Origin of the sequence: Streptomyces roseirectus (assembly GCF_014489635.1) — a bacterium.
Classification (GTDB): Bacteria; Actinomycetota; Actinomycetes; order Streptomycetales; family Streptomycetaceae; genus Streptomyces; species Streptomyces roseirectus.
The window spans coordinates 1,119,008-1,135,626 of record NZ_CP060828.1 but is presented as its reverse complement, the minus strand read 5'-3'; the positions used below and the strand labels follow the sequence as shown (position 1 = coordinate 1,135,626).

16 protein-coding genes and 2 pseudogenes are annotated in these 16,619 nt (G+C 71.1%); 7 read left to right on the top strand and 11 right to left on the bottom strand.

The genetic code is table 11. The annotated features are described in order from the left end of the window. Positions 1 to 103 precede the first annotated feature (103 nt). Positions 104 to 652, top strand: a complete 549-nt coding sequence (locus tag IAG44_RS04550; protein ID WP_187745840.1) for a cysteine hydrolase family protein — start codon at positions 104 to 106, stop codon at positions 650 to 652. Between the two features lie 48 nt (positions 653 to 700). Here the strand turns inward: IAG44_RS04550 and IAG44_RS04545 are convergent, their stop codons facing one another. From IAG44_RS04545 to IAG44_RS04525, 5 genes are all read right to left on the bottom strand, one after another. After that, entirely contained in the window at positions 701 to 1,336 is a 636-nt protein-coding gene (locus IAG44_RS04545; RefSeq protein WP_187752501.1) for a response regulator, read from the bottom strand. Beyond that, positions 1,336 to 2,355 carry a sensor histidine kinase gene (locus IAG44_RS04540; protein ID WP_343075717.1) on the bottom strand — a complete coding sequence of 340 codons (1,020 nt, stop codon included), beginning with the start codon at positions 2,353 to 2,355 and terminating at the stop codon, positions 1,336 to 1,338. Before IAG44_RS04540 ends, IAG44_RS04545 begins: the two co-directional genes overlap by 1 nt. A 74-nt stretch (positions 2,356 to 2,429) precedes the next feature. Beyond that, positions 2,430 to 3,089, bottom strand: coding sequence for a DedA family protein (locus tag IAG44_RS04535; RefSeq protein WP_187745838.1), 660 nt, complete (start codon positions 3,087 to 3,089; stop codon positions 2,430 to 2,432). Positions 3,090 to 3,210: 121 nt separating this feature from the next. Next, the gene (locus IAG44_RS04530) at positions 3,211 to 3,627 is read right to left on the bottom strand and encodes a MarR family winged helix-turn-helix transcriptional regulator (RefSeq protein WP_187745837.1); all 417 of its coding nucleotides are present in this window, start codon (positions 3,625 to 3,627) and stop codon (positions 3,211 to 3,213) included. A 220-nt stretch (positions 3,628 to 3,847) separates the two neighbouring features. After that, positions 3,848 to 5,110: an RNA-guided endonuclease InsQ/TnpB family protein gene (locus IAG44_RS04525; protein ID WP_187745836.1), complete on the bottom strand. Its 1,263-nt coding sequence runs from the start codon at positions 5,108 to 5,110 to the stop codon at positions 3,848 to 3,850. 19 nt (positions 5,111 to 5,129) lie between these two features. Here IAG44_RS04525 and IAG44_RS04520 point away from each other — a divergent pair. Then, positions 5,130 to 5,399 (top strand): annotated as a pseudogene (locus tag IAG44_RS04520) (IS200/IS605 family transposase); the annotation flags it as partial. Between the two features lie 54 nt (positions 5,400 to 5,453). Here the strand turns inward: IAG44_RS04520 and IAG44_RS04515 are convergent. The 5 genes and pseudogenes from IAG44_RS04515 to IAG44_RS04495 all read right to left on the bottom strand — a co-directional run. After that, a pseudogene (locus IAG44_RS04515) lies at positions 5,454 to 5,645 on the bottom strand (VOC family protein); the annotation flags it as partial. 213 nt (positions 5,646 to 5,858) lie between these two features. After that, on the bottom strand, positions 5,859 to 6,890 hold the full coding sequence (locus tag IAG44_RS04510) for a LacI family DNA-binding transcriptional regulator (protein ID WP_187745835.1): 1,032 nt from the start codon (positions 6,888 to 6,890) through the stop codon (positions 5,859 to 5,861). Then, the gene (locus tag IAG44_RS04505) at positions 6,887 to 7,792 is read right to left on the bottom strand and encodes a carbohydrate ABC transporter permease (protein ID WP_187745834.1); all 906 of its coding nucleotides are present in this window, start codon (positions 7,790 to 7,792) and stop codon (positions 6,887 to 6,889) included. Before IAG44_RS04505 ends, IAG44_RS04510 begins: the two co-directional genes overlap by 4 nt. Next, a complete protein-coding gene (locus tag IAG44_RS04500) occupies positions 7,789 to 8,715 on the bottom strand; it encodes a carbohydrate ABC transporter permease (RefSeq protein ID WP_187745833.1) in 927 nt (308 codons plus the stop codon). Before IAG44_RS04500 ends, IAG44_RS04505 begins: the two co-directional genes overlap by 4 nt. Then, positions 8,712 to 10,034 (bottom strand): extracellular solute-binding protein, encoded by a 1,323-nt coding sequence (locus IAG44_RS04495; RefSeq protein WP_187745832.1) that lies wholly within the window; start codon positions 10,032 to 10,034, stop codon positions 8,712 to 8,714. The genes IAG44_RS04500 and IAG44_RS04495 overlap by 4 nt, the downstream gene beginning before the upstream one ends. 183 nt (positions 10,035 to 10,217) lie before the next feature. Here IAG44_RS04495 and IAG44_RS04490 point away from each other — a divergent pair, with 183 nt between their 5' ends. Beyond that, a complete protein-coding gene (locus IAG44_RS04490) occupies positions 10,218 to 12,236 on the top strand; it encodes a beta-galactosidase (protein ID WP_187745831.1) in 2,019 nt (672 codons plus the stop codon). A 150-nt stretch (positions 12,237 to 12,386) separates the two neighbouring features. Then, a complete protein-coding gene (locus IAG44_RS04485) occupies positions 12,387 to 13,955 on the top strand; it encodes a glycoside hydrolase family 53 protein (RefSeq protein WP_187745830.1) in 1,569 nt (522 codons plus the stop codon). 79 nt (positions 13,956 to 14,034) lie between these two features. On the opposite strand, the gene IAG44_RS04480 is transcribed toward IAG44_RS04485, so the two are convergent. Further along, the gene (locus IAG44_RS04480) at positions 14,035 to 14,421 is read right to left on the bottom strand and encodes a VOC family protein (RefSeq protein ID WP_187745829.1); all 387 of its coding nucleotides are present in this window, start codon (positions 14,419 to 14,421) and stop codon (positions 14,035 to 14,037) included. A 285-nt stretch (positions 14,422 to 14,706) separates the two neighbouring features. Between IAG44_RS04480 and IAG44_RS04475 the strand changes: the two genes are divergently transcribed. From IAG44_RS04475 to crcB, 3 genes are all read left to right on the top strand, one after another. After that, the gene (locus IAG44_RS04475) at positions 14,707 to 15,000 is read left to right on the top strand and encodes an ArsR/SmtB family transcription factor (RefSeq protein ID WP_187745828.1); all 294 of its coding nucleotides are present in this window, start codon (positions 14,707 to 14,709) and stop codon (positions 14,998 to 15,000) included. A gap of 128 nt (positions 15,001 to 15,128) precedes the next feature. Beyond that, the gene (locus IAG44_RS04470; RefSeq protein ID WP_187745827.1) at positions 15,129 to 16,085 is read left to right on the top strand and encodes an SMP-30/gluconolactonase/LRE family protein; all 957 of its coding nucleotides are present in this window, start codon (positions 15,129 to 15,131) and stop codon (positions 16,083 to 16,085) included. A gap of 68 nt (positions 16,086 to 16,153) precedes the next feature. Then, positions 16,154 to 16,618 (top strand): fluoride efflux transporter CrcB, encoded by a 465-nt coding sequence (gene crcB, locus IAG44_RS04465; RefSeq protein ID WP_187745826.1) that lies wholly within the window; start codon positions 16,154 to 16,156, stop codon positions 16,616 to 16,618. Position 16,619 lies beyond the last annotated feature (1 nt).

Sequence of the window (16,619 nt, the reverse complement as noted above, 5' to 3'; positions counted from 1 at the left end):
GCCTCGGACACCCCTCGCGCCCGCACCGGAAGACAGGCAGACACCTGACGATGACGGACCCTCACGCCAGCACCGCCTCCGCCCGCGCCCGGGAGGCCGCGACATGACCCACCACCTCGCGGTCGTCGACATGCAGTACGTCTTCGCCGACCCCACGAGCCCCTGGGCCACCCCCCGCTACCGCGAGGCCGCCACCGGGGTACGGCGACTGCTGCCGGCCTTCGGGGACGACGTGACGTTCACCCGGTTCGTCGCCCCGCCGGAGCCGGAAGGCGCCTGGCGCGCGTACTACGCGCAGTGGCCGTTCGCCCTCCAGCCGCCGGACGCGCCCCTGTGGCACCTGACGGACGGCTTCTCCGCCCTCGCCCCGCACGTCCTGGACGCCCCCTCGTTCGGCAAGTGGACCCCGGAGCTCGCCGAACGCGTCGCCCCCCACGGCCGCCTCGTCCTCGCCGGCGTCAGCACCGACTGCTGCGTCCTGTCGACGGCCCTGGCCGCCGCCGACGCCGGCGTCGAAGTCCTCGTCGCCGCCGACGCCTGCGCGGGCGCCAACGACACCGCGCACGCGAAGGCGCTCGACGTGATGGACCTCTACCAGCCGCTGATCAAGGTGACGACGGTCGCGGGGGTGAGGGCGCTGCTCGGACGCTGACCACGCACACCGGGGCCCCGGCACGACAGCCGGGGCCCTCAAGAGCCGCTAGCTCTCCAGGTACCGCAGGATCGCCAGCACCCGCCGGTTGTAGCCCGTGGCGTGGGACAGCTCCAGCTTGTCGAAGATCGCCGCCAGGTGTTTCTCCACCGCGCTCAGCGAGACGTGCAGCTTCCGCGCGATCGCCGCGTTCGTATGCCCCTGGGCGAGCGCTTCGAGGACATCGCGCTCGCGGGGCGTCAGGCGGGTCAGCGGGTCGGTGTGCGTCGTGCGGACCACCAACTGCCGGACGACTTCCGGGTCCAGGACCGCGCCGCCCGCGTGGACGCGCTCCAGGGCGTCCAGGAACTCCTCGACCTGCGCGACCCGGTCCTTCAGCAGATACCCCACGCGTTCCGCGCCGGCGGCCAGGAGCCGGGCGGCATAGTGCCGCTCGATGTGCTGCGACAGCACCAACACACCGGTCCCCGGCCACTCCTGACGGATCGTCAGGGCAGCCCGCAGCCCCTCGTCGGTGTGCGTCGGTGGCATACGGATGTCGAGGACGACGACGTCGGGCCGGTGCGCCGCGACGGCGTCCGGCAGGGGAGCGGCGTCACCGAACGCGCCCACCACCTCGTGCCCCTCCTCGACGAGGAGCCGGACCAGCCCCTCGCGCAACAGCGTCGAGTCCTCGGCGAGCATCAGGCGCACGGCAGCTCCGCGATGATCGTGGTCGGTCCCCCGGCGGGGCTGTCGACGGACAGCGTGCCGTCGAGCGCGGCGACCCGCCCCCGCAGCCCGCCGAGCCCACTGCCGTCGGCGTCCGCGCCGCCCGCCCCGTCGTCCCGGACGCGCACCACGAGCACCGGGCCGCGCAGCACGACCCGGACGTGGACCTTCGTCGCCCCCGAGTGCTTGGCCGCGTTGGTCACGGCCTCCGAGACCACGAAGTACGCGGCGGTCTCCACCGGCCGGGGCAGCTCACCGGCGACGTCGAACTCCGTGCGGACGGGCAGCGCGCACCGCTCGGACACCCCGCCCAGCGCCTCTTCGAGCCCCAGGCTGTCCAGCGCCGACGGATAGACGCGCCACGTCACCTCGCGCAGCTCGGCGAGGAGCGCCCGGCACTCCTCGTGGGCCTGGAGCAGCAGCGCGTCCGTCCGCTCCGGGGCGCGCCCGCGCCGGGCCCGGCCGAGCAACATGCCGAGCGCGACCAGGCGTTGCTGGATCCCGTCGTGCAAGTCCCGCTCGATCCGGCGGCGTTCGGCGTCCACGGCGTCGACGACCGCCGCACGGCTGGCCGCCAGTTCGTCGATGCGCAGCCGCAGCAGCTCGGGACCCGAGGGCCCGAAACACTCGCCGGCCAACCGCGCGTCCAGCCGGGCGAGCGAACGCAGCCCCTGGAGATCGAGGAAGAGCAGGACGCCGCCGAGGACCACCTGCCCCGTCAACTCGCCCCACCCCAGGCTCCCTTGGACAACCCCGCGCACGACCAGCACCACCAGCACCGCGCCCAGACCCAGCAGCCCGGCCACGACCGCGCACACCGGCCCCACGACCGCACGCAGCGCCAGATACCGCCGCACCTTCCGGTCCGACACCGCGTAGCCCTCGGGAAACCGGTCACCGAAGAAGAACGACCGACGCGCCCGCTCAACCCCCGCCCACCGGCGGGCCGTTGCCCGCCCCGGCAGCACCAGCACCCCGACCGGAGCCGTCACGCACCCCAACAGCGTCCCCACGCTCCGCCGCGCCAAGTCCCCCCACACAGACGCCGACCCTATCCGAGCGGACATCAACCACGCCTGTGCAGGCCCTGGTTGCGGCCCCGCACCCGCGAACCGACATACCCCGCGCACGCGACGACGACCAGCACCAGCACCACCTTCGACAGCACCCCCACATACGTCTCCACCACCTCCCACCGGTCCCCGAGCCAGTAACCCGCCGTCACCAGAACGGAGTTCCAGAAGAGGCTGCCCAGCGCGGTCAGCGGCACGAACACCGCGAGCGGCATCCGCTCCACCCCCGCCGGGACCGAGATCAGACTCCGGAAGACCGGCACCAACCGCCCGAACAGCACCGCCTTCGTCCCGTGCCGCGCGAACCACACCTCCGTCCGCTCCAGATCGGACGCCTTCACCAACGGCAGCCGCGCCCACAGCGCGTGCACACGCTCCCGGCCGAACCAGGCGCCGATCCCGTACAGGGCGACGGCCCCGACGACCGAACCGAGCGTCGTCCAGAACAACGCGGACGCCAGACTCAGCACCCCCTGCCCCGCCGCGAACCCGGTGAGCGGCAGGATCACCTCGCTCGGCAGCGGCGGGAACAGGTTCTCCAGCGCGATGGCGAGGCCGGCCCCCGGGCCACCCAGGGTGTCCACGAGATCGGCGGCCCAGCCCGCGATCCCGCCGGCGGGCTCCTCGGGCAGAGCCGAGAACATCAGAGGCATAAGGGGTCTCCCAGCGAACGAACCGTCCCGCCCAGGCGGTCGCCCAGGCCACGTCCCACGCTAGAAACCCCAGCTCAACACCGGTACGGGGCTTTCCGCACGGCTGCCCCTGCGGAAAACCTCACCCCTGGCCGAGCGCCTGGCCGGGAACCTGCCCGAGCGACCGCTCCAGCGCCGCCCGCTGCAACGGCAGCACCCGCGCGTGCAGCGCCCGCCCCTTCCCGGTCAGCGACACCCACACGCCCCGCCGGTCCTCGGCACACACCGTGCGCTCCACCAGGCCGTCCTTCTCCAGCCGGCCGATGAGCCGGGAGAGGGCGCTCTGACTGAGGTGGACGCGGCCGACGAGGTTCTGGACGCGGCACTGGTCGCCGGCCTGCGGGTTCTCGGCGGCGAGGAGGTCCAGGACCTCGAAGTCGCTGGCGCCGAGGCCGTGGGGGTGCAGGGCGCGGTCGATCTCGCAGAGGGTACGGGCGTGTGCTGCCAGGATGTCCCGCCACCGGTCCTCAAGGGCCGTCGCGGTCGCGTTCGCTGCCATGACGCGACCGTAACACCCGAATGAACGGTTGATGAGTGCGCGAAAAGTGCCACCGAGCACGGCGGCGGACGGCCCTCAGGAGACGGGGTCCTGGAGCAGGCCGACGAGTTTCCGTCCCCGTCCCGCACCGAGGCGATCAGCCGGCCGTCGCCGACGTCCCCGCGCAGGTCGGTGACGTGCCATTGACTTCCTCCGCCCCGTGACGGGGCGGAATCCCTTCTCAGGCCGCGCGCGGCTGAGCGGGTGGTTGACGCTTCTCAGCCTGCCCATCGGCTACGGCTCCACGCCCTGACACCGCCAGTCCGGCGGCGTGATCGATGTTCCTCGATGCGTTGGTGTCCGCGTTGCACTCGAAACCGCAGTCGGGGTTCTTGCACACGAAGCGCGCTTGGGTCTCCCGGCTGCCGAGGGTGATGAAGCCGCAGGCCGAGCAGCGGCGCGAGGTGTTCGGTGCGGGTACCTTCACCACGATTCCGCCTCGGTCGGCCATCTTGTATTCGAGGAGGGTGACCGTGCGGCCCCATGCTTCCTGGGCGATGGAGCGGTTGAGTCCTGCCTTCTGGCGGACGCGTGTACCGGGGGCTTCCACGGTGCCCTTGGCGGACTTGACCATGTTGGTGATGGCCAGGTCTTCCACTCCGGCCCGGGAGAACGTCTCGGCGACAGTGGTGGTGGTCTTGTGCTGCCAGTCGACGGCCCGGCGCTTGGCTTTTGCGCGGAGCTGGGCGATCTGGTCATAGGTGCGGGCGAGACGCCTGGACGTCTTCTCGCCCTTCTTTCGGGTGTGGCGTTTGCGGGCGGACTCCTTCTCCAGGCGGCGCAGACGTTCACTCTCGCCAGGCGTCAGCCAGTCCCCGTGTTCGCGGAACGTGCCGTCGGAGAGGGCGAGGGGCTTGGTGATGCCCCGGTCGATGCCGACCGTGGGGCCGGTGTGGGGCTCGGGGTCGGGTACCTCGGTCTGGACGCGGAAGACGACGTGCCAGCCGTCGGCCTCCTTCACCAGCCGGGCGCCGGTGACCTTGTTCGACTTGCCGGCGCGCTTGCCGACGGGGAGGTCTTTGGTCCAGCGGAACAGCACGTGCCCGATCTTCGGTGCCCACATGCGGCCCCACCGGCGGCCCAGGCGCACGATCTGGAGGTCGCGCCCCTGGGGGATGTCGATGGCCATGCGGGAGCGGAACCGGGCCTTGAAGTTCGGTTCGCCGGCCCGGCCTTCCCAGCAGTTCACCCAGGCGCGGAAGTACGTCTTGAGGACCTGCTGAGCGGCCTGCGCGGGCAGAGCGCCGAGGAAGTCGAGGTCTTTACGGGACTGCCGTATCGCGGCGTCGGCCGCCTGAAGGGTGCGCTTGTCCTTGGGGAGCATCGTCCACCAGGAGTGCAGGCAGTTCCACATGGCGCGGGCCGCGTGCCCCTGCCCGTCGGCCGTCGCGAGCTGGGAGGGGGTCAGGTACAGACGCGCCTTATGGCCGCGCTGACGCTTCAACTTCCCCTCCTTTCTCCACGTGTTGGCCGGAACAATCGCCATGGTATTGGCGCATGTCACTACGCTGGGAAGCATCTCCGATATTCGCGAAGAGTTCATGCGGGCTGTGTGCGCCGACTTCGAGGTGGAGCTGAAGGAGTTCAACGGCGAGCGCGCCCAGTCCACTGCTGGTGCACTACCCGCCGAAGGTCCAGCTCTCCAAGCTGGTCAACTCCCTCAAGGGCGTCTCCTCGCCGGAAGCTGCGGCGGTGCACCGCTGACCGCCGTACGCCAGTACATCGAGAACCAATTTGAGATGGCCTACACCCCCGCGTGGACGCGGGAGCACCGGCCAAGATCACCGATAGGGCACCGGGCCGGTCAGGCCCTTGCCGTGGCCGTTCGGGTCGAGGCCGACGTCCTGGCCGGCCGCCTTGTAGCCGACGTAGTAAGGGGTGTCCGCGTACGGCTCGACGCCGAGCAGGGCGCCGAAGACGGCCTTCGCGGCGGTGAGGTCCTTCACGGGGTAGATGATCGTCTGGACTCCGGCGGACATGGGGTGCTCCTCGTGCTGCTCGGCTGCGTGCTGTGCTCCCACGCTAGGCCGGGCATCGGGGAACCGCTTCTCCGAAACTGACCGGTCGGGCGGCCGGCGTACGAGAGAGGGGGCACGGGCTCCCCCGTGGCCCGTGCCCCTACCCCCTCATGAGGGGACGCGCCCGGCCCTCCCCGGCACGGACGCGCCCCCCGTCTCACCCCGACGCTCCCCTCACGTCGAGTCCCGCTTCACCAGCTCCGTCGGCAGGATCACCGCCGCCGGGTCCTCCCCGCCGATCTGCGCGAGCAGCACTCGGACCATCTCGGTGCTGATCCGGTCGTAGGGCTGGCGGACGGTCGTCAGGGCCGGCGTCGCCTCCAGGGCGGCGGCGGAGTCGTCGAAACCGCCCACCGACACGTCCTCGGGGACCCGGCGCCCCGCCCGCTTCAGCGCCGCGAGCGCGCCCTGCGCCATCAGGTCGGAGGCGACGAACATCGCGTCGAGGTCGGGGGCCTGCGCGAGCAGCCGCTCCGCGCCCGCCTCACCGCTGGCACGGCTGTAGTCGCCGTCGACGATGAGCCGTTCGTCGATCCCGACGCCCGCCTCCGTCAGGATCTCCTTGTACCCGGCGAGCCGGTCGACGCCGCCGGGCGTGTCCAGTGGGCCGCTGACCACGCCGATCCGGCGCCGCCCCAGCGACAGCAGGTGGCGGACCATGTCCCGGGCGCCGTCACGGTCGTCGGCCGCCACGTAACTCACCTTGGAGCGCAGCCCCATGGGCTTGCCGCACTGCACGAGCGGGACGCCCGCCGCGCGCAGCTCCTCGGCGACCCGGTCCCCGGAGTGGCTGGAGACCAGCAGCACCCCGTCGACGTGACCGGCGGTGATGTACCGCGTGATGCGGCGCCGCTCGTCCTCCGTGCCGGCCAGCATCAGCAGCAGCGGGATGTCGTGCGCGGCGAGCGCCTGGGTGCAGTTGCTGAGGAGCACGTTGAAGTTGGGGTCCTCGAAGAACCGCTCCTGAGGCTCCGTCAGGAGGAAGCCCACGGAGTCCGATCGCCCGGTGATGAGCGAGCGGGCGTGCCGGTTGACGACGTAACCCGTCTTGCGGATCGCGGCGTTGACCGCCTCCTGGGCCGAAGGGCTCACGTAGTGGCCGCCGTTGAGGACGCGCGAGACCGTGCCCCGGGAGACACCGGCCTCGCGTGCCACGTCGTGGATGGTCGGCGGCTTGCGCCTGCCCCCCGGAGTGCTCATGGTCATGACTTTACGGCTCCCGAGAGCAGATCGAGGCTCCAGAACCGCTGGATGACCAGGAAGAGCGCGACCAGCGGGAGCACCGCGAGGAACGCGCCGGTGATCACCAGCGTGTAGAGGGCGGGGGCCGCGGCGCCCTGCTTGAGAAGGGTGAACAGACCGAGCGTGATGGGGAACTTGGTGTCGTCGCTGAGCATGATGTACGGCAGCAGGAAGTTGTTCCAGATCGCGACGAACTGGAACAGGAACACCGTCACCAGGCCGGGCACCATCATCGGCAGCGCGATCCGGGTGAAGATCCGCCACTCACTCGCGCCGTCCATCCGGCCCGCCTCGACGACGTCCGCCGGGACGGCCGCGCTCGCGTAGATACGGGCCAGGTAGACGCCGTAGGGGGAGAGGATCTGCGGCAGCAGCACCGAGACGTAGGAGTCGGTGACGCCGGCTTTCGCCATCAGCAGGTACTGCGGGACGGCGAGGATGATCGGCGGCATCAGGACGCCCGCGAGCAGGACGTTGAACATCGACTCGCGGCCCCGGAACCGGTAGATCGCGAGCGCGTAGCCGCTGAACGCGGACACGCACGTCGACAGCAGCGCGCCGAGTCCGGCGTACAGGGCGGAGTTGCCCATCCACTGCCAGTAGACGCCGTCGCGGTAGGCGTTGAGCTCCTTGACGTTGTCGACGAGGCCCGAACCCGGCCAGAACGTGAACGTCGAGAAGAGTTCGGTGCCGGACTTGGTGGACGCGATGACCACCCAGGCGACCGGCAGCAGGCAGTAGACGGCCCCGATGAGCAGGGTGACGGTCGGGAGCAGCGCGATCCGGCGGCGCAGTGGAGGCTTTTTGTGGGCCGTACCCGTAGTACCTGCGGCCGAGGGGACCTTGTGGACGGCAAGAGAACTCATCGGGCTCCCTCCTCCTGCTTGGAACGGCGGTTCGCGGCGCGCAGGAAGCCGAAGGAGAGCACCAGCGTGGCGAAGGCGATGATCACGGCCTGGGCGGACGCCCGGTAGATGTCACCGTTGCCGAAGGCGTCCTGGTAGACCTTCATCAGCGGACTCCACGTCGTGGACACGGAGTTGGTGAGCGGTTTGAGGGTCGTCGGCTCGTTGAACACCTGGAGCGTGGCGATGATCGAGAAGAAGAAGGTGAGCACCAGCGACGGCGCCACCATCGGGATCTTGATCCTCAGCGCGATCTGCAGCGGCGTCGCCCCGTCGAGCTTGGCGGCCTCGTACACCTCGACGGGGATCGCCTGGAGCGCGGTGTAGATGACGATCATGTTGAAGCCGGTGCCGCCCCACACCGCGATGTTCGACAGCGCGAGGTACAGCGGCCCGCCGTCCAGCAGGTCCGGCTGCGGCATCCCCAGCTTGTCGAGCACCCAGTAGAACGGGCTGACGTCCGGCAGGTACAGGAAGCCCCACAGCAGTGCGGCGACCACGCCGGGGATCGCGTACGGCAGGAAGATCGCGAGCCGCGTGAACGGCGTGAAGCGCACCTTGTCCGCGTCGAGCATCAGCGCGAACAGCAGCGCGAGGCCCAGCATGACGGGGACGACGATGAGGCCGTACCCGAAGACGCGCAGCGCGCCGTGCAGCAGCTCGCTGTCGGAGAGGGCGTCGGAGTAGTTCTCCAGGCCCGCCCAGACCTCTTTCCGCGCCCCCGAGCCGAGGCCCAGGCCCGAGACGTGGACCTTGCGGAAGCTCAGGTAGAGGGCGTAGCCGATGGGCAGGGCGAAGAAGAGGGCGAACAGGATGATTCCGGGGAGGAGGAAGCCGTACGGGGCCGACTTGACCCCGTACGACTGCCGGCGTGCGGTTTTCACTCGGAGACCTCGAAGCCCTGCTTCTTCATGTCGGCGACGGTGTCCGCCTGCATCTTGGCGAGCGCGGCCGTGAAGTCCGACTTGTTCTTCGCGGCGGTGGCGAACGCGTCCTTGAACGTCGTGTAGGCGACGTTGACGTTCGGGCCCCAGGCCGAGGGCGCGGTCGTCTTGGCGACGTTCGCGGCGATCTTGTAGAAGTCGGGCTGGTTGGTGAAGTACTCCGGCGGCCGGGTGAAGGCGCCGGAGAGCTGGGCGGAGGTGGACGCCGGGTAGATGCCGCCCTCCTTGGCGAGGGCGTTCAGGGCGTCGCCGTTCGTGTTCAGCCAGGTCGCGAACTTCGCGGCGGCCGTCTTGTGCTTGGAGTCGTTGGTGACGCCGGTGGAGGAGCCGCCCCAGCTGCCGGTGACGCTGCCGCTCGACGTCCACTGGGGGAGCGGGGCCACGGCCCACTTGCCCTTGGTGGAGGGGGCGGCGGAGGAGAGCGTGCCGGGCGCCCACACGGCGGAGACCCAGGCGATCTGCTTGCCGGTGTCGAGCGCCTTGTTCCAGGCGGGCGTGTACATCGGCTGGTTGTCGATGGCGCCCTCCTTGACGAGGCCGCCCCAGAAGCTCGCGACCTTCTTCGTCGCCGGGTCGTCGATGGCGACCTTCCACTTGTCGCCGGAGGTCGTCCACCACTTGGCGCCGGCCTGCTGGGCGAGGCCCGCGAAGAGGCCGGAGTCGTTCGCGGAGAACGTCGTCAGGTCGGTGTCCGGGGACTTCTTCTTCAGCGCGCGGGCCGTCTCGGCGAACTGGTCCCAGGTGGTGGGGACGGTCAGGCCGTACTGCTTGAACAGGTCCTCGCGGTAGTAGAACATCATCGGCGCGACGTCCTGGGGGAGCGCGTAGACGGCGTCCGTGCCCAGCGTGGTCTGCTGCCAGACGCCGTCGGCGAACTTGGACTTGGCGTCGCCGACGTTCTTGGAGATGTCGGCGAGGACGTCGTTGGAGACCAGCGTGGGCAGCGCCTGGTACTCGGCCTGCACCAGGTCGGGGGCGTTGCCCGCCTTGTGCGCGGTGAGGATCTTGGCGACCAGGTCGTCACCGGACGCCTGCTTCTGGGCGGTGACCTTGATCTGGTCGGCCTTGCCGGGGCCGTCGTTCCAGAGTTTGACGACCTTGTCCATGCCGGGCGTCCAGGTCCAGTACGTCAGCGAGACCGGACCGGAGGACTCGGACCCACCGTCGCCGTCGGACGACCCGCACGCGGCGAGCGCGGTGGCGCCGAGGGTGACGGCGATGGCGGTGGCCACGAGGCGACGGCGCTTCGTGTTCGGCATGGAACTCTCCCCTGACCTGGGCCCCCGCCTCGCGCGGCGGCCTGTCATGCTTCTGTGAGCGTTCACAGTAGAGAAACATCCCGGACACTTGTCAATGGTTGTTGCTGTGCGGTTATGTTGGGCCCCGAACGCCGCAGCCGCCTGTGAACGTTCCCAAGAGGTCGATCAAACGGGAGAAGATCCATGCCGGAGACCAGCCCCAAGGGCCTGACCAGGCTCGCCTTCGGTGGGGACTACAACCCGGAGCAGTGGCCGGAAACCGTCTGGCAGGAGGACGTCCGCCTCATGCGCGAGGCCGGCGTCACCATGGTCAGCGTCGGCATCTTCTCCTGGGCCCTCCTGGAGCCCGCGCGCGGCGCGTACGACTTCGGCTGGCTCGACCGGATCATCGGCCTGCTGCACGACAACGGCATCCGGGTCGACCTCGCCACCCCCACGGTCGTCCCGCCCGTGTGGTTCTACCGCGAGCATCCCGAGGCCCTGCCGGTCGCGGCCGACGGCACCCGCTACGCGTTCGGCTCTCGCGGCGCCATCTGCCACAGCAACACCGACTACCGCGCCGCCGCCGCGAACATCACCACGCGGCTCGCCGAGCGCTACGGCGACCACCCGGCGCTCGCGATGTGGCACGTCCACAACGAGTACGGCGTCCCCGTCTCCGCGTGCTACTGCGACTCCTGCGCCGCCCACTTCCGCCGCTGGCTGGAGCGCACCTACGGCACCATCGAGGCCGTCAACACGGCCTGGGGCACCGCCTTCTGGGGCCAGCGCTACGCGAGCTTCGACGACATCAACCCGCCGCGCACCGCCCCGACCGTCGGCAACCCCGGCCAGGCCCTCGACTACAAGCGGTTCGCGGACGCCACGATGCGCGAGAACTTCCGCGCGGAGCGGGACATCCTGCACCGCCTCGCGCCGGACGTCCCCGTGACGACGAACTTCATGACCGCCCTCAGCCAGTGCGACTCCGTCGACTACTGGGCCTGGGGCCGCGAGGTCGACATCGTCACCAACGACCACTACCTGATCACCGACGGCCGCCGCACCCACGTCAACCTCGCGATGGCCGCCGACCTCACCCGCTCCGTCGGCGCCGGCGCCCCCTGGCTCCTCCTGGAGCACTCCACCTCGGGCATCAACTGGCAGCCCCGCAACCCCGCGAAGGCGCCCGGCCAGATGGCCCGCAACTCCCTCGCGCACGTCGCCCGCGGCTCCGAGGGCGCGATGTTCTTCCAGTGGCGCCAGTCCCGGCGCGGCGCCGAGAAGTTCCACTCCTCGATGGTCCCGCACGGCGGCACCGACACGCGCGTGTGGCGCGAGGTCGTCGAACTCGGCGCCTGTCTCGACTCGTTGACGTCCATCAAGGGCTCGCGCACCGAGGCCGACGTCGCCGTCCTGTGGGACTGGCAGTCCTGGTGGGCGCAGAACCTCGCCTGGCGGCCCAGCGAGGACGCCGACGCGCGCGAGCGCGCCGACGCCTTCTACGAGGCCCTGTACGACCGCCACCTCACCGTCGACTTCGCCCACCCGGAGTCCGACCTGTCGACGTACCCGATGGTCGTCGTCCCCGCCCTCTACCTGATGACCGAGGCCGCCGGGGCCAACCTCCGCGCCTACGTCGAGGGCGGCGGCACCCTCGTCGTCTCCTTCTTCTCCGGCATCGTCGACGAGCACGACGCCGTGCACGACGGCGCCTACCCGGGCGCCCTGCGTGACGTCCTCGGCCTCACGGTGGAGGAGTTCTCGCCGCTGCTGGAGGGCGAGTCCGTCCGGCTCACCGGTCCCGACGGGGCCGAGCTGACCGGCGACGTGTGGAGTGAGTTCGTCGTGCCGCGCGGCGCCGAGACCGTCTGGTCGTTCACCGACGGCCTCGCCGCGGGCCGGCCCGCCGTCACCCGCCACCGCCTCGGCCGGGGCAGCGCCTGGTACGTCGCCACCCGCCTCGGCGCCGACGGCCTCGACACGCTGCTCGCCGGTGCCGCCGCCGACGCCGGGATCGCGCCGCGCGACCTGCCCCGCGACGTCGAGGTCGTGCGCCGCTCCGGCGAGAGCGCCGACCACCTCTTCGCGATCAACCACACCGACGCCGACGTCAAGGTGGCGCTGGAGACCTCCGGCACCGAACTCCTGACGGGCGAGCGCGCCACCGGCCACCTCGCGGTCCCCGCGGGCGCCGTCCGGGTCGTGCGCCTCGACGGCTGAGAGCCCCTCCCAGACTCCCCCTTCGCCCGTGGAGCCGCGAGCCGCGGGCGGAGGGGGGCTTCGCACCCGGCACGGCGGCCTCCCCGGAGGCCGGCTTGGCAGGTGCGGGACACCCCACCCCCGTTCATGTCGAAGGGACGACGGACGACGATGTTCCATCCCAGACGCACCCTCAAGGCCCTGCTGCCGCCGCTGGCCGCGGGCCTCGCCCTCACCGCCCTGCCCGCGCCGAGCGCCTACGCCGCCTCGACGCTCACCAACGGCGGCTTCGAGTCCGACGGCACCGGCACCGCCACCCCCGCGGGCTGGTCCACCTACTCGGCCGGCGGACAGAACTCCGCCTCCTTCACCGAGGCCGGCGGGCACGGCGGCAGCTACCGCCTCACGCAATGGGCGTCCTCCGCCTACAAGGTGGAGACGTACCAGTACCTCTCCGGGCTCACCAACGGCAACTACACGCTGACCGCGTGGGTGCGCTCCGGAGGCGGGCAGAACGCGGCGTACATCGCGCTCAAGAATTGCGGGAGCGCCGAGCAGCGTACGGACATACCGGTGTCGTCAAGCGGTTGGATCCGCATTGTCACGCCGGTCAACGTGACGAACAACCAGTGCACCATCAGCATCAACAGTGACGCGAACGCCGGTAACTGGATCAATGTTGACGACCTGACGTTCAGTGCAGGGACCACCGGTACATCGATCCATGGTTCCGACATCTCCTCCCTCGCCAAGAGCGAGGCCAAGGGCGGCGTCTACAAGAACGCCTCCGGCACCACCGGCGACGCGATCAACATCCTCAAGAACGCCGGCATGAACTACGCGCGCCTCAAGGTCTGGGTCAACCCCGCCGACGGCTACAACGACAAGGCGCACGTCCTCGCCCTCGCCAAGCGGATCAAGGCGTCCGGCATGAGGCTGCTGGTCGACTTCCACTACTCGGACAAGTGGGCCGACCCCGGCGCCCAGTCCAAGCCCGCCGCCTGGGCGAGCCACAGCTACAGCCAGCTCAGGACGGACGTCTACAACCACACGTACGACGTGCTGAACGCGTTGAAGGCGCAGGGCACCACCGCCGACATGGTCCAGGTCGGCAACGAGATCAACGGCGGCATGCTGTGGAACGAGGGTTCCACCAGCAACTGGACGCAGCTCGCCGGGCTCCTCAACAGCGGCTACGACGCCGTCAAGGCGGTCAACTCGTCCACCACGGTCGCCCTGCACCTCGCCAAGGGCGGCGACCTGTCCGGCACGCGCTGGTGGTTCGACAGCGCCGTCTCCAACGGCGTGAAGTTCGACGCGATCGGACTGTCGTACTACGGCTACTGGCACGGCCCGCTCTCGGACTTCCAGACGACCCTGGACGACGCGGCGGCCCGCTACGGCAAGCCGGTGTTCGTCGCCGAGACGGCGTACCCGTTCACGCTCGCCCAGGACGACTCCCTGGAGAACCAGATCGACCTGAGCAGCGAACTGGTCAGCGGCTACCCGGCCACTGTCGCGGGCCAGACCCGGTGGATGAACGACATCGCCAGCATCGTCGAGGCCGTCCCCAACGGCCGCGGCCTGGGCGTCTTCTACTGGGAGGCCACCTGGACCGCCGTCACCGGCAACGGCTGGGACCCCGCCGACGCCTCCTCGGGCAACGGCTGGGAGAACCAGGCCCTGTTCGGCTACGACGACCGGGCCCTCGCCTCGATGTCCTGGTTCAAGCACCGGTAGAGGACACGACCCGGTGACCTCACGGGGCCCGGCCGCGCGCGCACGCGTGTGGCCGGGCCCTACCTCGTCTGGCGGGGCCCTACTTCGTCTCCATCAACTGGATCAGGTTCCCGCACGTGTCGTCCAGGACGGCGACGACGACCGGGCCCGCGTCCACCGGCTCCTGTGTGAACCGCACGCCGAGCCCCGACAGGCGTGTGTGCTCGGCCCGCACGTCGTCCACCGCGAACGAGGCCGCCGGGATGCCGTCCGCGTACAGCGCCGCCTTGTAGGGGCCCACCGCGGGGTGACCGGAGGGCTCCAGGAGGAGTTCGGGGCCGTCGGGCGCGTCGGCGGCGACGACCGTCAGCCACCGGTCGGCGCCGACCGGGACGTCGTGCTTCGTCACGAAGCCGAGGACGTCGGTGTAGAAGCGCGCGGCCTTCTCCTGGTCGTCGACGAACACGTTGGTCAGATGGATCCGCATCAGGGCTCTCCGGGTGCGTGGACGGCGTTGCCACCCTCACCGTAGGGCCCCGGCGCCGCCTGCTCGACCGGAGACGCCGTCCGGGCCCCCGCCGCGCGCTCCCGCGCCCCCTCGGGGCGATCCGGAACCGTGCCGCACGCCCCGCGCGCGTGCGCGGTCCGCGCAGGCCGGACGGCGTGCCCCGGACGGGCGTCCCGGAGTCCGGGACGGGAGGGCGTCGACTGCGGGAGAGTGGACAGACGCGGTAGGAGGAGGGCCCGACGCGAGGACGGAGGGAAAGGCCAGATGCTGAAGACTCCCGTGGCCGGACGGCGCCTGGACATTCTGGAGTGGCTGAAGGAACCGGCGGCGCACTTCCCCGCGCGCCGGCGCGCCACGTCCCCCGAGCACGGCGTCACCGCCGGAGCGCTCGCCCACAAACTCGGCGTCCGCAGGAAGGTCGCCGGCCACCACCTCGACCTCCTCGCGCGCGTAGGGCTCCTGCGGGCCGAGAAGGTCGGCCGACGCACCTACTACCGGCGCGACGAGATCCGCATCGCCGAGGTCGCCCGGATGTTCGAGAAGGGCTGGCAGCGGTAGCGGGGACGGGCCGGTGGGGCGGGGGAGACGGGGTCGGGGAAAGCCCCGGCAAAGGCCCCGGCCCGCGCGCATGGACACCGGCGCCGACTGAAAGGATTCCCTGTCTCCGACAGGAAGGGCGCACGTTCATGAACCGTCGCGCGGCTCTCGTCCCCCTCCGGTACGTCACCCTCCCGGGCCACGGCCCCGAGGACGTGGTGGCCGACCGGGACGGCAGCGTCCTGACCGGTGTCGCGGACGGGCGGATCCTGCGGATATCGGGGCTCGACGACCCGGCGCACGCACGCGTGGAGCACGTCGGTGAGATCGGCGGGCGCCCGCTCGGCCTCGAACTCCTCCCGGACGGCGCCCTGCTGGTCTGCGACGCCGAGGGCGCGCTGCTGCGCCTGGACACCGCCGACGGCAGTGTGCGCGTGCTGACCGAGTCGGCCCCGGACGGGCCGCTCAGGTTCTGCAGCAACGTCGTCGCGCTGCCCGACGGGAGCGTCTGCTTCACCGTCTCCAGCCGCGAGTTCGCGCTGGGGGAGTGGATCGGCGACCTCGTCGGCCACACCGGCACCGGACGGCTGCTGCGGCTCGCGCCGGGCGCCGGTGTGCCGGAGGTGCTGCTGGAGGGCCTGCAGTTCGCCAACGGGCTCGCCGTGAGCGGCTGCGGGACGTTCCTGATCGTCGCCGAGACCGGCGCCCGCCGGCTGACCCGCTACTGGCTCACCGGGCCCCGGGCCGGTCATGCCGAGCCCTTCGCGCAGAACCTGCCGGGCTACCCGGACAACCTGTGGCGCGACGGAGCCGAGGGCCCCGTCTGGGTCGCCCTCGCGGGCCCGCGCGTCCCGCCCCTGGACCTCCTGCACCGGACGTCCCCCGCCCTGCGCCGCCGCGCCGCCCGCCTCGCCCTGCACGCCCCCTACCGGCCCTCCGGCACGGCCGCCGTCCTCGCCGTCGACGACACCGGCCGCACCGTCCACCACCTCACCCACCGCCACTCCCGCTTCCGCATGGTCACCAGCGTCTGCCGCACGAAGGCCGGCCTCCTGGTGCTCGGCAGCCTGGCGGAGCCCGGCATCGCCGTCTGCGCGCCCCTCTAGGACCTCACCAGCGGCGTTACGCTGAGGCCCGGCCGTGATCACGGCGGCCGGGCAGGAGAGGCACGGACATGACAGCGCCGACGGCGCAGCGCACGCGTGAGGGACAGGTGCCGGTGGTCGCGGCGGTCGCCCTCGGCGGCACGCTGGGCTCCCTGGCCCGCTACGCGGCGGGCCTCGCCTGGCCCGCGCGCACGGGCGGGTTCCCCTGGACGACCTTCGCGGTCAACGTCGTCGGCTGCGCCGTCATCGGCGTCCTGCTGGTCCTCGTCACGGAGATCCTGACCGTCCACCGCCTGGTCCGCCCCTTCCTCGGCACCGGCGTCCTCGGCGGGTTCACGACCTTCTCGACGTACACCGTCGACATCCGCAAGCTCCTGGGCGACGGCCACCCCGCGACCGCCTTCGCCTACCTGGCCGGCACGCTGTGCGCGGCCCTGGCCGCCGTGTGGCTCGCGGCCAACGCGACCCGCCGCCTCCACGGCACGTACGCCGGCCGCTCCGCCGAACCCGGCGAAACCGGACATGAAGGGTAAG